Source organism: Campylobacter sp. BCW_6468 (genome assembly GCF_001762865.1).
GTDB classification, from domain to species: domain Bacteria; phylum Campylobacterota; class Campylobacteria; order Campylobacterales; family Campylobacteraceae; genus Campylobacter_D; species Campylobacter_D jejuni.
This window is the reverse complement of sequence record NZ_MJXQ01000035.1, coordinates 1-18,280: the sequence shown is the minus strand read 5'-3', so window position 1 is coordinate 18,280 and position 18,280 is coordinate 1. Positions and strand designations below refer to the sequence as shown.

The 18,280-nt window shown below is 30.5% G+C and carries 15 protein-coding genes and 1 pseudogene; 14 read left to right on the top strand and 2 right to left on the bottom strand.

Translation table 11 applies throughout. The annotated features are described in order from the left end of the window. Positions 1–4 precede the first annotated feature (4 nt). The 9 genes and pseudogenes from purL to AJ889_RS05230 all read left to right on the top strand — a co-directional run bounded on the left by purL (position 5) and on the right by AJ889_RS05230 (position 9,459). Positions 5–2,191: a phosphoribosylformylglycinamidine synthase subunit PurL gene (gene purL / locus AJ889_RS05270; protein WP_032584396.1), complete on the top strand. Its 2,187-nt coding sequence runs from the start codon at positions 5–7 to the stop codon at positions 2,189–2,191. Then, positions 2,188–2,958, top strand: a complete 771-nt coding sequence (locus AJ889_RS05265; protein WP_002860711.1) for a DnaJ family molecular chaperone — start codon at positions 2,188–2,190, stop codon at positions 2,956–2,958. Before purL ends, AJ889_RS05265 begins: the two co-directional genes overlap by 4 nt. A gap of 2 nt (positions 2,959–2,960) precedes the next feature. Beyond that, a complete protein-coding gene (gene purH, locus AJ889_RS05260; protein WP_002935188.1) occupies positions 2,961–4,493 on the top strand; it encodes a bifunctional phosphoribosylaminoimidazolecarboxamide formyltransferase/IMP cyclohydrolase in 1,533 nt (510 codons plus the stop codon). Positions 4,494–4,591: 98 nt separating this feature from the next. Next, positions 4,592–5,053 (top strand): membrane protein, encoded by a 462-nt coding sequence (locus AJ889_RS09870; RefSeq protein WP_002869903.1) that lies wholly within the window; start codon positions 4,592–4,594, stop codon positions 5,051–5,053. 456 nt (positions 5,054–5,509) lie between these two features. After that, positions 5,510–6,186, top strand: a pseudogene (locus AJ889_RS09865) (methyl-accepting chemotaxis protein). Positions 6,187–6,195: 9 nt separating this feature from the next. Further along, positions 6,196–6,630 (top strand): META domain-containing protein, encoded by a 435-nt coding sequence (locus tag AJ889_RS05245; protein ID WP_032584394.1) that lies wholly within the window; start codon positions 6,196–6,198, stop codon positions 6,628–6,630. A gap of 98 nt (positions 6,631–6,728) precedes the next feature. Further along, positions 6,729–7,706, top strand: a complete 978-nt coding sequence (locus AJ889_RS05240; RefSeq protein WP_002859225.1) for an agmatine deiminase family protein — start codon at positions 6,729–6,731, stop codon at positions 7,704–7,706. Continuing rightward, positions 7,703–8,590 carry a cation diffusion facilitator family transporter gene (locus AJ889_RS05235; protein WP_002853697.1) on the top strand — a complete coding sequence of 296 codons (888 nt, stop codon included), beginning with the start codon at positions 7,703–7,705 and terminating at the stop codon, positions 8,588–8,590. The genes AJ889_RS05240 and AJ889_RS05235 overlap by 4 nt, the downstream gene beginning before the upstream one ends. After that, complete coding sequence (locus AJ889_RS05230; RefSeq protein ID WP_002859227.1) at positions 8,587–9,459, top strand: N-carbamoylputrescine amidohydrolase; 873 nt, start codon at positions 8,587–8,589, stop codon at positions 9,457–9,459. Before AJ889_RS05235 ends, AJ889_RS05230 begins: the two co-directional genes overlap by 4 nt. Before the next feature lie 11 nt (positions 9,460–9,470). Here the strand turns inward: AJ889_RS05230 and AJ889_RS05225 are convergent, their stop codons facing one another. Then, positions 9,471–10,817 carry an SH3 domain-containing C40 family peptidase gene (locus AJ889_RS05225; RefSeq protein ID WP_032584392.1) on the bottom strand — a complete coding sequence of 449 codons (1,347 nt, stop codon included), beginning with the start codon at positions 10,815–10,817 and terminating at the stop codon, positions 9,471–9,473. Between the two features lie 48 nt (positions 10,818–10,865). On the opposite strand from AJ889_RS05225, the gene pif1 reads away from it, so the two are divergent. Both pif1 and AJ889_RS05215 read left to right on the top strand, forming a co-directional pair. Next, the gene (gene pif1, locus AJ889_RS05220) at positions 10,866–12,209 is read left to right on the top strand and encodes an ATP-dependent DNA helicase Pif1 (RefSeq protein ID WP_002867436.1); all 1,344 of its coding nucleotides are present in this window, start codon (positions 10,866–10,868) and stop codon (positions 12,207–12,209) included. A 9-nt stretch (positions 12,210–12,218) separates the two neighbouring features. Then, positions 12,219–12,953 carry a hypothetical protein gene (locus tag AJ889_RS05215; protein ID WP_002873180.1) on the top strand — a complete coding sequence of 245 codons (735 nt, stop codon included), beginning with the start codon at positions 12,219–12,221 and terminating at the stop codon, positions 12,951–12,953. On the opposite strand, the gene lolA is transcribed toward AJ889_RS05215, so the two are convergent. Continuing rightward, a complete protein-coding gene (gene lolA, locus AJ889_RS05210; protein ID WP_002853302.1) occupies positions 12,950–13,459 on the bottom strand; it encodes a LolA-like outer membrane lipoprotein chaperone in 510 nt (169 codons plus the stop codon). The two genes, AJ889_RS05215 and lolA, sit on opposite strands and share 4 nt — an antisense overlap. 99 nt (positions 13,460–13,558) lie before the next feature. Between lolA and secA the strand changes: the two genes are divergently transcribed. From secA to AJ889_RS05195, 3 genes are read left to right on the top strand one after another with little or no spacing between them, the layout of a single operon-like run. Further along, complete coding sequence (secA, locus tag AJ889_RS05205) at positions 13,559–16,147, top strand: preprotein translocase subunit SecA (protein ID WP_002858134.1); 2,589 nt, start codon at positions 13,559–13,561, stop codon at positions 16,145–16,147. Next, complete coding sequence (locus tag AJ889_RS05200) at positions 16,144–17,349, top strand: ABC transporter permease (RefSeq protein WP_002853329.1); 1,206 nt, start codon at positions 16,144–16,146, stop codon at positions 17,347–17,349. Before secA ends, AJ889_RS05200 begins: the two co-directional genes overlap by 4 nt. A 22-nt stretch (positions 17,350–17,371) precedes the next feature. Then, a complete protein-coding gene (locus tag AJ889_RS05195) occupies positions 17,372–18,157 on the top strand; it encodes an amino acid ABC transporter permease (RefSeq protein ID WP_002853310.1) in 786 nt (261 codons plus the stop codon). Positions 18,158–18,280 lie beyond the last annotated feature (123 nt).

The window sequence follows — 18,280 nt, the reverse complement described above, 5'->3', positions numbered from 1 at the left end:
AAAAATGGACAAAGAAACCATAAAAGCACATAAAATCAGTGATGAAGAATATGCACAAATTTTAGAAATTTTAGGACGCGAGCCAAATTTATTAGAACTTGGGGTTATTTCTGCGATGTGGAGCGAGCATTGCTCTTATAAATCCAGTAAAAAATATCTTAATGGTTTTCCAACTAAAGCACCTTGGGTGATTCAAGGCCCAGGAGAAAACGCAGGGGTTATTGATATTGGGCAAGGTATGGCAGCAGTTTTTAAGGTAGAAAGTCACAATCATCCTAGCTTTATCGAGCCTTTTGCAGGTGCGGCTACGGGAGTAGGGGGAATTTTGCGTGATGTTTTTACTATGGGTGCAAGAGTGGTTGCAGGGCTAAATTCTTTAAAATTTGGCAATATTCATGATGAAAAATGCGGCAAACATCAAAAATACCTTGTTAAAGGTGTGGTAAATGGAATTTCTCATTATGGAAATTGCATGGGTGTGCCAACTATAGGTGGAGAATGTGCTTTTGATGAGTGTTTTAATGGAAATATCTTAGTTAATGCCTTTGCTTTAGGGGTTTGTAAAAGTGAAGATATCTTTTATGCTAAGGCTGAAGGTGTAGGAAATCCTGTGATTTATGTGGGTTCAAAAACAGGGCGTGATGGACTTGGTGGAGCGGTTATGGCAAGTGATAGCTTCAATGAAGAAAGCAAATCTTTGCGTCCTACAGTGCAAATTGGCGATCCTTTCAGTGAAAAACTTCTTATGGAAGCTTGTTTAGAGCTTTTTAAAACTGATTATATTGTGGGTATTCAAGATATGGGTGCTGCAGGGCTTACTTCAAGTTCTTTTGAAATGGCAGGAAGAAGTGGCAGTGGCATGAAACTTTACTTAGATAAAACTCCTATACGTGAAAGCGGTATGACTCCTTATGAGTTAATGCTTAGCGAGTCTCAAGAAAGAATGCTTATTTGTGCGAAAAAAGGCTATGAAGATAAGGTTATAGAAATTTTCAAAAAATGGGATTTAGATGCTGTGGTTATAGGTGAAGTTACCAATACAGGAAAAATGGAGCTTTTTTGGCATGATGAGCTTGTAGGGCTTATTCCTATCGAGCCTCTAAGTGAAAAAGCGCCGATTTTAAGTCGTCCTATAAGTGAGCCAAAATATTTAAGTGAAATTAAAGATTATAAATTTGAGCTAAAATTAAGCATTCAAGAGCTTTTTATACAAATGCTTCAAAATGAAAATATTAACAACAAAGCTTTTATTTATGATCAATTTGACTCAAGTGTGCAAACCAATACTATAAAAGCTGATGGAAGATTAGGTGCTAGTGTTATTCGTATCAAAGAAAATGGTGCAAGTGTGGCTATGGCTATAGAATGTAACTCACGCTTAAATTATGTAAATCCTAAAATAGGAGCAGCTTTAGCAGTAGCTTCAGCAGGAAGAAAAGTTGCTTGCACGGGGGCTAAGCCTTTGGCAATAAGTGATTGTTTAAATTATGGAAATCCGCAAAATCCTGAAGTGATGTGGCAATTTGCACAAGGTTGCGAAGGCATTAAAGAAGCTTGTAAAGAGTTAAATACCCCAGTAGTAAGCGGCAATGTTTCACTTTATAATGAAACTGAAGGCGTAAGTATTTATCCAAGTCCTACTATAGTAAGCGTAGGGGTTTTAGAAGATGCAAATAAAACCTTAAAAGCTAATTTTGAAAAAGAAAATTTAAGTGTTTATCTTTTGGGTGAAAGTTTAGGGGAATTTGGTGGATCTATGGTAATGAAAATCCAAGATAAAAAAGTATCAGGAAGTCTTAAAGAGCTTGATTATAAAGCTGAAATTGCACTTTGGGATTTGCTTTATAAAGCCAATCAAAATTCTTTACTTGAGTGTGCCAATAGCGTAGGAATAGGGGGTATTGCTATGACTTTGGCAAAAATGTTTGCTATTTCTAGTGTGGGTGTAAATTTAACAAGTGGTTTTGATGATGAAAAAATGATTTTTGATGAGAGTGCAAGTCGTGCTATAGTAGGGCTTAGCAAAGAAAATGAAGAAGCTTTTTTAAATTTAGCCAAAGAATTTGGAGTAAAAGCTTATAAATTAGGTGTGAGTACAAGCCAAAAACATTTTAAACTTGATAACATTGAGTTAAGCAAGGCTGAACTTGACAAGCTTTATTTTGAAAGTTTTAAAGAGCAAATCCAATGACTTTAGTTTTAATTATACTCGTTATTTTGGTGTTTTACTGGTATTATAAAACTTGGGGGAAACAGGATTTTTTAAACTCAGCTACAAGAGGAGCCAAAGGCTTTGCTAAGGGTTTTGCTCGTGGGGTTATGGAAGAAAGAATGGATGAGTTTAAAAGGCGTATGAATTACTATGTTATCGCACTTTTGGCAAAAATTGCAAAAAGTGATGGTAGGGTAAGTGAAAATGAAGCTGAAATGATCAAAGATCTTTTAGATGCAAATGCCAAAGATGAAAAAGAAAGAGCTTTTTTAAAAGCAAGTTTTAATGAACATAAAGAAAATTTAAGTGATGCTTTTTATGTGGCAAAAGATTTTTTAAAAGAAGTGCCTTTGCCTAAAAATGAGCGTTTTAATGTCTTGCGTGTGCTTGTTTTTATGGCTTTAATCGATGCAGATTTTAATGCTAAAAAGCGTGAAATTTTAGAGCAAATCGCTAAAGCCTTTGATATAGCAAAAAGCGAATTAGACGCTTTTATAGCAAGTCTTTCAAATTTAAAAAGTACTAAAAAAGAATTAAGCCTTGATGAAGCTTTTGCTATTTTAGAACTTTCAAATAATGCAGATTTAAATGCAGTAAAAAAACAATACCGCAATTTAGCAAAAAAATATCATCCTGATATTTTAAATGCAAACAATGTTAGTGAAGAAGAGCTTAAAATCGGTGTAGAGAAATTTCAAAAAATCAACGAAGCTTACGAAAAAGTTAAAAAACATTTAGAAAGGTAAAAATGAGAGCATTACTTAGTGTGAGTGATAAAGAAGGCATAGTAGAATTTGGCAAAGAGCTTGAAAATTTAGACTTTGAGATTCTTTCAACAGGCGGGACTTTTAAGCTTTTAAAAGAAAATGGAATAAAAGTTATAGAAGTGAGTGATTTTACAAAGAGTCCTGAGCTTTTTGAAGGGCGTGTGAAGACTTTGCATCCTAAGATTCACGGTGGGATTTTACACAAAAGAAGCGATGAAAATCATATCAAACAAGCAAAAGAAAATGAAATTTTAGGCATTGATCTAGTTTGTGTAAATTTATATCCTTTTAAAAAAACCACTATTATGAGTGATGATTTTGATGAAATTATAGAAAATATCGATATAGGTGGGCCTGCGATGATAAGAAGTGCAGCAAAGAACTATAAAGATGTGATGGTACTTTGCGATCCGCTTGATTATGAAAAAGTGATTGAGACTTTAAAAAAAGGTCAAAATGATGAGAATTTTCGTTTAAATTTGATGATAAAAGCTTATGAGCATACGGCAAATTATGATGCTTATATTGCAAATTATATGAATGAACGCTTTAACGGAGGTTTTGGAGCGAGTAAATTTATAGTAGGGCAAAAAGTATTTGATACAAAATATGGAGAAAATTCACATCAAAAAGGGGCTTTATATGAGTTTGATGCCTTTTTTAGTGCAAATTTCAAAGCCCTTAAAGGCGAAGCAAGTTTTAATAATCTAACCGATATTAACGCAGCTTTAAATTTAGCTAGTAGTTTCGATAAAGCTCCAGCTATTGCTATAGTAAAACATGGAAATCCTTGCGGTTTTGCTATAAAAGAAAATTTAGTACAAAGCTATATACATGCTTTAAAATGCGATAGCGTTAGTGCTTATGGAGGAGTGGTTGCAATCAATGGAACTCTTGATGAGGCTTTAGCAAATAAAATCAATGAAATTTATGTAGAAGTAATCATCGCAGCCAATGTAGATGAAAAAGCTTTAGCCGTGTTTGAAGGTAAAAAACGCATTAAAATTTTCACTCAAGAAAGTCCATTTTTAATCCGCGGTTTTGATAAATATGATTTTAAACATATTGATGGGGGTTTTGTATATCAAAACAGCGATGAAGTGGGCGAAGATGAGCTTAAAAATGCAAAGCTTATGAGTCAAAGAGAGGCAAGTAAGGAAGAATTAAAAGATCTTGAAATCGCTATGAAAATAGCAGCGTTTACCAAATCAAACAATGTTGTTTATGTAAAAAATGGCGCTATGGTGGCTATAGGTATGGGTATGACAAGTAGAATCGATGCAGCAAAGGCAGCAATCGCTAAAGCTAAAGAAATGGGACTTGATTTGCAAGGTTGCGTTTTAGCAAGTGAAGCCTTTTTTCCTTTTAGAGATAGCATAGATGAAGCAAGTAAAGTAGGGGTTAAAGCTATAGTAGAACCAGGCGGAAGTATAAGAGATGATGAAGTGGTAAAGGCGGCTGATGAGTATGGTATGGCGCTTTATTTTACAGGAGTAAGACATTTCTTACATTAAGTTTAATGGAATGTTATGTTTTTTACACATAATTCAATAAAAATTAAATAAATTATGTGTAAAATATTTCCGAAAAATTTTATTTTTAGGAAACTATGATGTTTAAAACTATAGGATTTAAGGTTTCTGCTGCAATTTTTGTGGTGTTGCTTATAAGTTTCATTGTAATGCAAGTGATTTTAAATTTGGATTTTAAAAATACTGCCAATAAAATGAGCAGGGCAAATTTAAATACCGTAAGTACTTCTGTTTTTCAAACAATGAGAATGGCTATGAATTTAGGAGATCCTGAAAAAATTAAAGAAGCCATTGAAGATGTAAAAAGTATAGAGGGTATTAGTGATATTAAAATTTATCCTTCAAAAGATACTATAGATCTTTTTGAGATGAAAGCCCCTCAAATTTCAAATGATAAGCGTATTATAGAACAATTTTCAAATCCTAAAATTCAAGCTTTAGAAGAAAATATAAATGGTGTTGTGTATTTAAGATTGATACGCCCTTTGATTGCAGATGAAAGTTGTGTTACTTGTCATGAAATGCTAATGCAGGAAGTGTGATTGGGGTTATGGATATATCACATTCTTTAGAAGGTGTTTAAAAAGATATAAGCAAAACCGGTCAATCTTATATTATAATATTTACTATTGCTTTGATTTTTACCCTTTGTGGTGGTTCTTTTAATGCTTAAAGTTGTTGTTGGAAAGCCCGTTTTAGAGCTTTTAAATCATGCTAAAGAATTAGCTCAAGGAAGCGGCAATTTTAAAAGCTCGTATTTCAGTTAAAGGTCAAGATGAAATTGCTTTAGCTTGTGGATATATCAATCAATTTATCGAAAAAACTCACAAGACAGTTAGCAGTGCAAGTCATAATTTAAAAAATGTAGAAAAACAAAGCAATCTTTTAAATTCAAATGCTATTTTTTAAGTGATATCAGTTCACAAAGTCATAAGCAAATAGATCAAAGTTTTAAACTTGGTGCAAATGTTGGCAATGAACTTAGAGAACTTGCTAGTTTGTCAAATAAGGCAAATAGTGCCAATGAAAAATCCTTTTTATTATTAGAGCAAATGCTTAAATCTTTGTTTAATGTTGCTAATAAAGTATCAATAGTATCCCAAAATGAAAATGAATTGGCTAAAAAAGTTGAAAACATGGTCAATCAAGCAGGTAATATACAAAAAGCAACTCAAATGATGGATAAGATCGCAGATAAAACAAAATTACCATCCCTAAATGCTCTGGCATAGAAGTAGCTAGGGCTGGTGCATTTGGACTAGGTTTTTCTGTAATTGCTGAGGATGATAGGCAGTTGGCTCAGAACAGTGAAGAATTTTTGGGAAATGTAGCTCAAATTACAAAAGAGCTTTTGCAAAGTATTAATGAGGTTAACGCAGAATTAAAGAAAAATACTCAAAGTATACAAGCTTTAAATGATGACACCGCTTTATTGGTTGATGATACTAATGAGGTTAAATTATGTAACGAAGATGCTAGGGCTTTGGTAACTCAATGTACTGAAAAAATAAAAATTTCCCAAGAGAATATATAAAATTTACTTTCTCGTATGCAAGAAAATGTTGAAGTAAGTGAAAAGAATGAAGAAATTTCTAAAATTCTACTTCAAGTTGTAGATGAGTTAAAAATAGTGTGTCATAATCTCGAAAGCGAACTTAACCAATTTCAAATTTAAAGGAATAAAATGAAAAAAACGCTTCAAATTGCTTTAGCTGCAACTTTTTTTGCAGGTTGTGCTAGTACTTCTGTTACTTCATCTACTTCTAAAGGTAATAATGAACTTGTACAAAATCAGCTTTTCAAAATAGAAAAAATTATAGTTAATGGTAAAACTTTTAATCCAAAAAACGCAGAGGAAAGTCCAAATATTAGTTTTGAAAATAATAAATTTTATGGTTATTCAGGGTGTAATCGTTTTTTTGGTTCTTACCAAACTAAGGTGGATACTTTGCAAATCGAAGGTGATCGCGTAGCTTCAACTCAAATGCTTTGTCATCCAATGGATGTAATGGATTTTGAAAATTCTTTCCTTTCAAATTTCAAAGGAATTTTTAAAATTTCAAATGAAAATGGAAAACTTGTTTTAAGTAATGATGAAATGAAGATCTTTTTTAAATAATACCCTAAAGCCTCGAAATATCGAGGTAATCTTCTTAAATTTGACAAAAGTCTAAAAAATGATACAATTATAATTTTATTATCAAAAAAGGTAGTTAAATGATAAAATCAATTCCTGAATGGAGTGAGCAAGAATACCTCATGCTTTCTTTACCCCATGAAAAAAGCGATTGGAATCCCTATTTAGAGGAAATTTTGCAAAGTTATAAAGAATTTGTAAAAGCAGTGAGTGAATTTCAAAAAGTTTTACTTATAGCTCCTAAACAGAGTGATTTTGAAAATTTTAAAGATATAAAAAATGTAGAGTATTTTAAATGTGATACCAATGATACTTGGATACGTGATTTTGGAGCTATAGATATAATAGAAAATGGTCGTTTAAAGGCTCTTGATTTTACTTTTAATGCTTGGGGAAATAAATTTCAAAGTGAGCTTGATAATGCTGTAAATTCTAAGCTTTTTAAAGAAAAATTTAAAGAGGAACTTAAAAAGGTTGATTTTATTTTAGAAGGAGGAAGTATTGACTTTAATGGAGAGGGTGTGATGCTTACAAGCTCTCATTGTCTTTTAAATGAAAATAGAAATTCTCATCTAAACAAAACCCAAATTGATATAAAATTAAAAGAAATTTTTGGTTTAAAGCAAATTATTTGGCTAGAAAATGGTTTCATAAAAGGTGATGATACAGATCATCATATCGATACCTTAGCAAGATTTATAGATAAAAATACCATAGCACATTGTATTTGTGAAGATGAAGAGGATGAACATTATTTGCCTTTGCAAAAAATGAAAGAAGAGCTTAAAAAAACAGGCTTTGATTTAGTAGAACTTCCTATACCTAATCCTTTATACTATGAAGGAAGAAGATTGGGCGCAACTTATGCGAATTTTGTTTTTATAAATAATGCTTTAATTGTGCCTTTTTATAAGGATAAAAATGATGAAATCATAGCTAAAAGACTTTCTAAAGCTTTACCTAGTCATAAAATTATAGGAGTAGATGCAAGAGTGTTTTTACGACAAAACGGTTCTTTGCATTGTTCTTGTCAAAATCGTTTCAAAGGTTTAAGATGAGTTTGCAAAAAAAAGCAACTCTTGTAGCAAGTTTATGTGCCATTGTTTTAGCCTTGGTTAAATTTATAGTAGGCTTAACAAGTGGTTCTGTTGCAGTACTTTCAAGTGCGATTGATTCTTTAATGGATTTTGCTATTTCTGCTTTTAATTTTTTGGCTCTTAAAAAAAGCTCACAAAAGGCGAATGAAAATTATAATTTTGGTTTTTCTAAAATTGAAGCTTTAATGGGTTTGTTAGAAGGTGTTTTTATAGTTGGCGTGGGGATTTTTATTTTTTATGAGAGTATTTTAAAGATTTATTATAAAGAAGAAATTAAAGATTTAAATTCAAGCATCTATGTGATGATTTTTGCTTTAATTATGACTTTTTTTCTTGTACTTTTTTTAAATTATGTAGCTAAAAAAACCAAAAGTTTGATTATAGAAAGTGATGCTTTGCATTACAAAACAGATTGCTTAACCAATGCTTGTACTTTAGGGGCTTTGGTTTTGATTTATTTTACAAATTTACATATTATTGATGCTATTTTTGGGATAGTGATCAGTCTTTATACGGCATTTTCTGCTTTTAAAATCATTAAAAAAGCTTTAGCTTTTTTAATGGATGAGGCTTTACCTAAGGAACAAGTGGATAAAATTTGTACTTTGATTTCTAATAATCCTGAAATAATTTCCTATCATGAATTAAAGACGCGTAAAACTCCAAGTTGTAATTATTTAAGCGTGCATTTGGTTTTTTGCCCTATAATTTCGCTTTTAAATGCGCATAAAATTTCAGATGAAATAGAAGAAGGTGTGCGTAAGATGTTTGAAAATGAAAAATGGGATATACAAATTCATTTAGATCCTTATGATGATGCAGAACAAGAAAGGCAAAGACAATGAAAATCGCTTTAATACAACAAAAATTTCATTTAAATAAAGAACAAACTATAAAAAAAACTTGCGAATTTATAGAAGAAGCCTCTAAACAAGGAGCTGAGCTTGTTTGCTTAGGAGAACTTCATCAAAGTGAGTATTTTTGTCAAAGTGAAAATGTGGATTTTTTTGACTATGCTAATGATTATGAAAAAGATGTGAAATTTTGGGCAAATATAGCTAGAAAAAATCAAATAGTGCTTATTGCTTCATTGTTTGAAAAACGAAGTGCCGGACTTTATCATAATACTGCAGTGGTTTTTGAAAAAGATGGTTCTATAGCAGGCAAATATCGCAAAATGCACATACCCGATGATCCTTGTTTTTATGAAAAATTTTATTTTACTCCTGGAGATTTGGGTTTTGAACCTATAAATACAAGTTTAGGTAAGCTTGGAGTGCTTATTTGTTGGGATCAGTGGTATCCTGAAGCAGCAAGAATTATGGCTTTAAAAGGAGCTGAGATTCTTATTTATCCCACGGCAATTGGTTGGTTTGATAAGGATAAAGATGAAGAAAAACAAAGACAGCTCAATGCTTGGCTTGGCGTACAAAAAGGACATGCTATAGCTAATGGTTTATATGTAGTAGCTATCAATAGAGTAGGTTTTGAAAAAGATGTAAGCGGGATAGAAGAGGGCATTAGATTTTGGGGAAATTCTTTTGTTTTTGGCCCTCAAGGTGAAGAACTTTGTCTTTTAGATTCTCAAAACGAATGTGTAAAAATCATAGAAATAGATAAAAAAAGAAGTGAAAATGTGCGTCGTTGGTGGCCTTTTTTGCGAGATAGACGCATAGAATATTTTGCAGATTTAACTAAAAGATTTATTGATTAAATCAATAAATCTTATTTGTTTTGTATATTTTCAAGATAGCTTTTTATTTGCTCTTTTTCTTGTTCATTTAAATTTATAAAACTTATTTCTTTAAGTCTTGATAAAAGCAAATTATCTTCTAAAATTTCATTTTTTCCTATTTCTAAAGAAGTGATGACGCTAGAACTTATGAGAAGTCTTTGGGTTGCATCTTTTCTTAAGCCCCATATATTATGTATGGCAATATTATTATCTGTAATTTGTCCTGCATAAAGCATAATATGTCCAGGTAAATAAAGTAAGCTTAAATAAGCTTTTCCAAAGCGGTTTAAAAAATCTTTTTTTTGAGAATTGCTAAGAGTGCTTATATCAAAATGATTAAAAGAATTTTTTTGTGCAGCTGAATTTCTTGGTAGATAAAGTCCAAAAGCTGAAAAGATATCACGAGTTAGTAAAGAACAATCTCTTTCAAAATTATAACCGCCCCAGCCATAAGGCAAATTTAAAACTTGTGAAAGTTGATTTTTTAAATTTTTATCATTGAATTGTAAAGGAAATTTAGATACATCTTTTTTAGAAATTTTATATTTTTTAGAACCTATTTTTCCATAAAAATAGTTTTTATCTTCTTTGTAGTAAGGATAGATAGCACCAATTCTACTTTCAAAGAAAAATTTACCATCCTCGCTATAGATAGCAAATTTTTCTTTTAGTGGTGTGATAAAGTTGAGATTTTCATAGATTTTCGCTCTATCGTTTGAGAAAAATTCCAAATTTTTACTTTCAACAAATCCAAATCCAGCTTCACCTAAAACAAAAGCATAACGCTTATCTTTACTAAAATGTGAAATTAAGACAGGGGATCCAGTATTTAAAATGCCATCGCTTGCATAGTCAAAAGGAATTCCTTCATTTTCAAAAAAAGGACTTTTTAAGATAGCTCTTTGGGTTGGAAGATTTTTAATGATTGTATTTTGGATAATCAAAGCTTTTTGATTAAGTTTGCCAAATTCTTGGATATTTGCGTTATTTATAGTATTTTTAAACCATGAAAGCGGAATAATTTGTTTATTGAAAAAATAATAAGTATTTTTTGAATTTAAATATAAAGGAAAGGACCAAAAAATATTTTGTCCTTTGTAGTTTTTAAATGAATCATGCCAAGGGTTAAAGAAATATTTTTTATATCGTTTTGCATCAAAATTAATATTGTAAGTAAATTGTGGTAAAATGCTTACATTTTGTTCGTATTCAAGTTTTGCATAATGTTTATTTTCATTTTTTTGTTCTAAATTTTCATGATGAAGCGAAGTTAAATTTTTTGTTGAACAAGCTGTTAAAAATAGCACTATAAAAGTAAAATATAAACAAGATTTCATAATCAACCTTTTAGAAAAAATAGTTATAATTAAAGCTAAGGAAATATAATGCTTGATAAACTAGAAAAAATTTTAGCTTATGATAATGTTTTTTTAAGTGGTGGCGCTGGAGTTGGTAAAAGCTTTTTGACAAATGAGCTTATCAAATCTTATAGAAAACAAAAAAAATTAGCCATAGCTCTTGGTTCTAGTGCTCTATCGGCGTTTAATATAGGCGGTGTTACTTTACACAGCTTTTTTTGTTTAGGGTATTGTGATGATATGATGAAATTAAGTGCATTGGATCGCAATCAAAAACAAAAAGAAAAATTAACAAAACTTAAAGAGCTTTTAAAAACGATTGAGCTTATTATTATCGATGAAATTTCCATGGTTAGCGCAAATGTTTTTGAAATGATAGGCTTTAGACTTAAAAATTCTCAATTTAATGGAAAAATTTTAGTTGTTGGAGATTTTTTTCAACTGCCTCCAGTAATTAAAGAAAAAAAAGAAACTTTATTTAACCATTCTTATTATGCTTTTTCTTCATTTTTTTGGCAAGATTTAAATTTTAAGAATATTAAACTTTCTCAACCTAAAAGAACGCAAAATATGGAATTTTATAACCATTTATCTTTGATTAGACAAGGTTTTTTAGATGAAAAAATTTTAAGCTTTTTTGAATCTTTGCGAATTGATTATAAAGAATTAGAAAATTTAGAAGATGATTATACTTTACTTTGTGGTATCAATAAAAAAGTAAACAATATCAATCAAGAAAAATTAAGCAAACTTGAGACCCCGCTTGTATGCTTTAAGGCTCAGGTTAAAAAAGAAGATAAGAGAATAAAAGATGAAGAGCTTGATTCTTGGATTAGAAGCTTAAATATATTGGAAGAATTAAATATTAAAATAGGCGCTCGTATTATTTTTTGCGTAAATAATTGGGATAAGAATTATTATAATGGAGAGCAAGGCATTATAGAAGATATTCTTTATGAAGAGGAGAAAATTTATATTAGCATTATTAAAAATAATGGGATGAAAATTTTACTTGAACCTTATACTTTTTTCATGGAAGAACTTGAGCAATCAGGTAAAGATTTTGTTGTTAATATTCTCGCAAGTGTTACACAGTTTCCTATTAAATTAGCTTATGCTATTACTATACACAAATCACAAGGTATGAGTATTGAAAAATTAGTGTGTGATATTGATCATATTTTTGAAAATGGACAGCTTTATGTCGCTCTTTCTCGCGCTACAAACCCAAATACTTTAAAAATTTATTCTACAAAAAAGATAAATTTTGGATTTTATTTTGCTAATATTTTAAAAATAGATTCTAATGTGATTGAATTTTATAAAAAACATAATTTTTTAGATCTCGAAATACAAGAACAAATCATTTAAAGGCATTAAATGAAAAAAATATTTTTAAGTGTTTTTTTGGTTTTGAGTTTAAATGCTCAAAATCTTGAAATAGATAAAATAAGAACAGATTTGTATTCTAAAAGTGGAGCAAATGTTCTTAAAAAAGTTGAAATTTCTTTGGAATTTGATGGGAATAATTTAAAAGAAAATGAAAATAAGTTAATTGATGCTGTAAATACAGTAATTTCAGGGTTTTTTTACGAAGATATTTTTACAGAAATTGGAAAAAATAATTTTAAAAAAACTTTAGAAAAATTTTTAGATAAGAAATATAAGATTAAACTAGATGATATATATATCATATCTTTAAGTGGAGTGGAAAAATTTGATTTAGAGGAGTTTAAACGTTTTTTAGAAAGCACTGAGGCTAAAGAGAAAGGTATGGGTAGTGAGGTAAAAAAAGCACTTGAAAACTTAGAAGTTCCTAAAACTCAAGTTCCTAGTGTTGAAAAGATCCCAGCTCCTAGTGTCCCAAATTTAGAAGCCAAACAAGTTGAACAGCTTTTCAAAGATTCAGATGAAGAAAATAAAAATAACAATGGAGAAATCAATATAGATAATTTAAATACACCTAAAATGACTCCAGATATAGAAGAAAAAATTAAAAGAGATTTAATCGCCAATCCTCCACAAATATTCAAAGAAAATAATGCAAGCAAGCCTTATCATTTGCCACAAACAGGCTATGATATAAAGCTTGATGAAAATTCAACGCAAAATTAGCGAACTATATCATAATTTTGCGGAATTTTTGCCTTAAAAACATCGGAATTAATTTTTGGATTTTTAATTTGATTGTTTAGATTGATTATAACATCATTTTCAAATTCATCTTTATAGGATATGCTTTGAATTTGCTCTTGATTGAGTTTAATTGTATAGTTTATATTATCATATTTTGCTACAAGTTTATCTTTGTCTATAAGACTTGCTTTTTTGAAAATTTCATTAAGATTTGGAATGTTATCAAGATGAGAGAAAATGACTTGTTCTAGATCGTGCTCTACTATGGTTACTTGATTTTTGTTGATATAAATCTCTTTTTTACTAGGAGTATCATAACTCCAATATGCTTGATCTTTACTCAGTATAAAATGCCCAGAATAAGAAAGTGTAGAGTTTTTGGATTTCACTATTTGGGTAAAATTGCTTGAAAAGGTATTAAAATTAAGATCAAGGGCAAAAAGTTGTCCTATAAAAATAAAAAATATCAAGAATGTTTTTTTCATTTATTTTCCTTAAAAAAATATATTTTTTATGTCATTCTAGCTAATTTTAATTAAATAATCGTTATAATGATAGTTTGAAAAATTTATAAAGGTTTAGAAATGTTTTTAAATGCTTTAAAAGCCGTGTTTGGCACAAAAAATGATCGTGAAGTTAAGAAATATTTCAAGCGTGTAGCACAAATCAATGCTTTAGAAGGCAACTATCAAAATTTAAGCGATGATGAATTAAAAGCTGAATTTGCAAAATTTAAAGAGCAAATTTTAAGCGGAGAAAAAAACGAAAATGATGTTTTAAATGATGTTTTTGCTATAGTCAGAGAGACAGGTAAGAGAACTTTAAATATGCGTCATTTTGATGTGCAGTTAATCGGTGGTATGGTTTTGCACGATGGAAAAATCGCAGAAATGAAAACAGGAGAAGGTAAAACTCTTGTAGCGACCTTACCTGTTGTTTTAAATGCCATGAGTGGCAAAGGCGTACATGTCGTTACAGTAAATGATTATCTAGCCAAAAGAGATGCTGAGCAAATGAGTGCGATTTATAATTTTTTAGGTTTTAGTGTTGGCGTGGTGCTTTCTTCTCAAAATAGTGATATAGAACACAAGCAAGCTTATGATTGTGATATTACTTATGGAACCAATAATGAGTTTGGTTTTGATTATTTGCGTGATAATATGAAATTTTCAAAAGCTGAAAAAGTTCAAAGAGAGCATAATTTTGTTATCGTAGATGAAGTAGATAGTATTTTAATTGATGAGGCAAGAACTCCGCTTATCATCAGCGGTCCTACAAATCGTACTTTAGATGGTTATATTAAAGCCAATGAAGTAGCTAAACAAATGCAAAAAGGTGAAGCAGTTTTACCCCCTGCAAAACCTGAGGGTGATTTTGTAGTAGATGAGAAAAATCGTAATATTTTAATTACAGAAGCAGGTATTGCTAAGGCTGAAAAACTTTTTGGCGTAGAAAATTTATACAGTCTTGATAATGCTATCTTAGCTCATCAGCTTGATCAAGCCTTAAAAGCACATAATCTTTTTGAAAAAGATGTGCATTATGTTTTAAGAAATAATGAAGTTATCATTGTTGATGAATTTACAGGGCGTTTAAGCGAAGGACGTCGTTTTAGCGAAGGATTGCATCAAGCTTTAGAAGCTAAAGAAAATGTAAAAATTCAAGAAGAAAGCCAAACTCTAGCAGATATTACTTTTCAAAATTATTTTAGAATGTACAATAAACTTGCAGGTATGACAGGAACTGCACAAACAGAAGCGACTGAATTTTCTCAAATTTATAGTTTAGATGTTATTTCTATACCGACAAATATTCCTATTAAAAGACAAGATAAAGATGATCTTATCTATAAAACTCAAAATGAAAAATTCAAAGCTGTAATTGAAGAGATTAAAAAAGCCAATGCTAAAGGTCAGCCTGTACTTGTAGGAACCGCAAGTATAGAGCGCAGTGAAGTTTTTCACAATATGCTTGTAAAAGAGAAAATCCCTCATCATGTTTTAAATGCTAAAAATCACGAGCAAGAAGCTTTGATTATCCAAGATGCAGGTAAAAAAGGTGCTGTAACTATCGCTACAAATATGGCAGGTCGTGGTGTGGATATAAAAATCGATGATGAGATTAGGGCTTTGGGTGGGCTTTATATCATCGGTACAGAAAGACATGAAAGCCGCCGTATTGATAATCAACTTCGTGGTCGTGCAGGAAGGCAGGGTGATCCTGGAATAAGTCGTTTTTATCTAAGTTTAGAAGATAATCTTTTAAGAATTTTTGGTGGGGATCGTATTAAAAGTATTATGGATCGCTTGGGCATAGAAGAGGGCGAAAGCATAGAATCAAGAATCGTTACAAGAGCGGTTGAAAATGCGCAAAAAAAAGTTGAAAGCTTGCATTTTGAAAGCAGAAAGCATTTGTTAGAATACGATGATGTAGCAAATGAACAAAGAAAAACTATTTATCGTTATCGTAATGAGCTTTTAGATGAAAACTATGATATTAGAGCTAAAATTTCTCAAAATATCGCTGAATATAGCGCAAATGTAATGAATGATTATATGCTTGACGAAAGCGGTTCTAATGTAAATTTTGAAAATTTGAAAGCAAAAATTTTGTATGAATGTTCAACTCAGATTAGTGAAAAAGATTTTGAGAATTTAAGCGTCATTGAAATGCAAGACAAGCTAAGTCAAATTCTTGAAAATTCTTATAATGAAAAGATGTTAAGACTTGAGATTAAAGAATTGCGTAATATAGAGCGTATTTTATATTTGCAAGTTTTGGATAATGCTTGGAGAGAGCATTTGTATCAAATGGATATTTTAAAAACAGGAATAGGACTTCGTGGATACAATCAAAAAGATCCTCTTGTGGAATATAAGAAAGAAAGTTATAATCTTTTCTTGGAGTTGGTCAATCGTATTAAATTTGATAGTATTAAACTACTTTTTAGCGTGCAATTTAATCAAGAAGAGGCGCAAAATTTAGAAAATAAAGCCAATGAAGAAAATGAAAAGCTACTTCAAAGCTCAGTAGAAATGGGCGCAAGCGAAGATAATCTTGGCGAAGCTGAATTTAAAAAAGTTCCACGCAATGCTCCTTGTCCTTGCGGAAGTGGAAAAAAATTTAAAGAATGCCATGGAAAAAGTGGTCCTAAGCAAGGAATTTTAGCTTGAATAAAAGCGTTTTAAAATATTTACTTTTTAAGTATTTAAGATTTGATAAAGAGCAACCCTTTATCAATCTTTCTATGCTTTTGGCCTTTTTAGGAGTTTGTGTAGGACTTTGCGTTTTGCTTGTAGCTATGGCAATTATGAATGGTTTTGATAAAGAATTTGAAAAACGCTTTTTTGTGATGAATTATCCTATTACTATTTTGCCTAAATTCTATGCTCCTGTAAATGATGAATTTATAGATGAGTTAAGAAAAACATTTCCAAATTTGTTATTTAGCCCTTATTTAAGCACTCAAGTTGTTGTAAAGGGAGATAATCGTTTTGAAGGTGGTGTGCTTTTTGGCGTTAATTTTAATGATGAAAAAAAAATAAACGAAGTGGTTGCTAAAGCTTTAAAGGATGAGAATTTAAGTGGTTTTGATATACTTGTAGGATCAGCACTTACTGATGAATTTGGTTTGCATAAAAATGACAAACTTTCACTTATTTTTTCAAATCTTAATCCTAGTGGATTTTCTTTAGTACCGCAAACTAAACGTTTTGATGTTAAAGCGCGTTTTACTTCAGGGCTTGCATTTTATGATAAAGCTTATATGTACACAGATGTTGATGCATTGAAAAAAGTACTTGGAATACCTAAAAATCCAAATTATGATGGAATTCATGTATATAGCGATAATGCTTTTAAGGATGTTGAAAAAATTAAATCTTATTTAAAAGATGATTATGCTGTGGTGGGTTGGTGGGAGCAAAATAAAAATTTTTTTTCAGCCTTAGAACTTGAAAAAAGAGCGCTTTTTATAGTGTTGATGCTTATTATTTTGGTTGCAAGTTTAAATATAGTAAGTTCTTTATTGATGATAGTAATGAATCGTCGCAGTGAAATAGCACTTTTACTTGCTCTAGGTGCAAGCAAAAATGAGGTAAAAAAGAGTTTTTTTGCCTTAGGTATGCTTATTGGTGGTGGTGGTATGATAGTGGGTGTGGTACTTGCATTTTTTGCTTTATGGCTTTTGGGAAATTTTGATATTGTAACTTTACCTGTTGATGTTTATGGAACCAGTAAATTACCACTTGATTTGTCTTTAATGGATTTTTCTTTAACCATTGTGGGTGCTTTAATAATCATAGCTTTATCATCTTTTTATCCTGCAAAAAAAGCAACTCAAATTAATATTTTAGATACTTTAAGAAATGAATAAATTGTAATTTTGGAGATTTTTATTGTCTTTGTTTACTCAAAAAAATAAGAATTTTAAACCTTTAAAACCTCTATCAAAGTCAAAAATAATCACTAATTTAATTCTTTTGATTTTATTTTTAATATTGTTTTGTTATTGTAGTTTTAGTATAAGTGCTTATCATTTTGATTTTAGCGCAATTGCAACCTATAAAGAAAAATTTCTTCAAGGTTTTTTAAATACTTTAATAATCAGTTTTTTTTCTTTATTGTTGAGTATAATTTTGGGTGGAGTTTTTTGTGCTTTTTCTTTAAGTTCGATTGTTTTTTTAAGATTTTTATCTACATTTTACATAGAGCTTGTCAGAGGAACCCCTTTACTAGTGCAGGTATTATTGATATATTATATCATTGCAAATAATTTAGGACTTGATAATCGATATGTGGCTGGAGTTATTATTTTATCATGTTTTTCTGCTGCTTACTTAGCTGAAATATTTAGAGCTGGAATTTTAAGTATTTCTATATCTCAGCTTGAGAGCGCTAGGGCTTTAGGGTTAAAAGAGATGCAGGTTTTTGCGTATGTAATTTTTCCCCAAGCTTTAAAAAATATTTTAGCACCGCTGAGTGGACAATTTGCAAATTTAATTAAAGATAGTTCCTTATTAAGCGTTATTGCTGTAAATGAATTAACCCAAAGTGCGCAAGAGATAAATTCTTATACTTTTGCTACTCTTGAAGCTTATGTAATTTTGGCTATTACATATCTTGTTTTGACTTTACCTATAAGTATATTTTCTCGTTATTTGGAGAGAAAATGCCAAAAATGATTTAAAAAAGCTTGACAAATAGAGCTAATTTTGGCATAATCACATTTTTATTTCAGAAAATGTCTCGTTAGCTCAGCCGGTAGAGCATCTCCCTTTTAAGGAGGGGGCCGTTGGTTCGAATCC

Bases quoted from the DNA above. Each gene is read 5' to 3' on its own strand.
- purL (WP_032584396.1), top strand. From the start codon at position 5: ATGGACAAAGAAACCATAAAAGCACATAAAATCAGTGATGAAGAATAT.
- AJ889_RS05265 (WP_002860711.1), top strand. From the start codon at position 2,188: ATGACTTTAGTTTTAATTATACTCGTTATTTTGGTGTTTTACTGGTAT.
- purH (WP_002935188.1), top strand. From the start codon at position 2,961: ATGAGAGCATTACTTAGTGTGAGTGATAAAGAAGGCATAGTAGAATTT.
- AJ889_RS09870 (WP_002869903.1), top strand. From the start codon at position 4,592: ATGTTTAAAACTATAGGATTTAAGGTTTCTGCTGCAATTTTTGTGGTG.
- AJ889_RS05245 (WP_032584394.1), top strand. From the start codon at position 6,196: ATGAAAAAAACGCTTCAAATTGCTTTAGCTGCAACTTTTTTTGCAGGT.
- AJ889_RS05240 (WP_002859225.1), top strand. From the start codon at position 6,729: ATGATAAAATCAATTCCTGAATGGAGTGAGCAAGAATACCTCATGCTT.
- AJ889_RS05235 (WP_002853697.1), top strand. From the start codon at position 7,703: ATGAGTTTGCAAAAAAAAGCAACTCTTGTAGCAAGTTTATGTGCCATT.
- AJ889_RS05230 (WP_002859227.1), top strand. From the start codon at position 8,587: ATGAAAATCGCTTTAATACAACAAAAATTTCATTTAAATAAAGAACAA.
- AJ889_RS05225 (WP_032584392.1), bottom strand. From the start codon at position 10,817: ATGAAATCTTGTTTATATTTTACTTTTATAGTGCTATTTTTAACAGCT.
- pif1 (WP_002867436.1), top strand. From the start codon at position 10,866: ATGCTTGATAAACTAGAAAAAATTTTAGCTTATGATAATGTTTTTTTA.
- AJ889_RS05215 (WP_002873180.1), top strand. From the start codon at position 12,219: ATGAAAAAAATATTTTTAAGTGTTTTTTTGGTTTTGAGTTTAAATGCT.
- lolA (WP_002853302.1), bottom strand. From the start codon at position 13,459: ATGAAAAAAACATTCTTGATATTTTTTATTTTTATAGGACAACTTTTT.
- secA (WP_002858134.1), top strand. From the start codon at position 13,559: ATGTTTTTAAATGCTTTAAAAGCCGTGTTTGGCACAAAAAATGATCGT.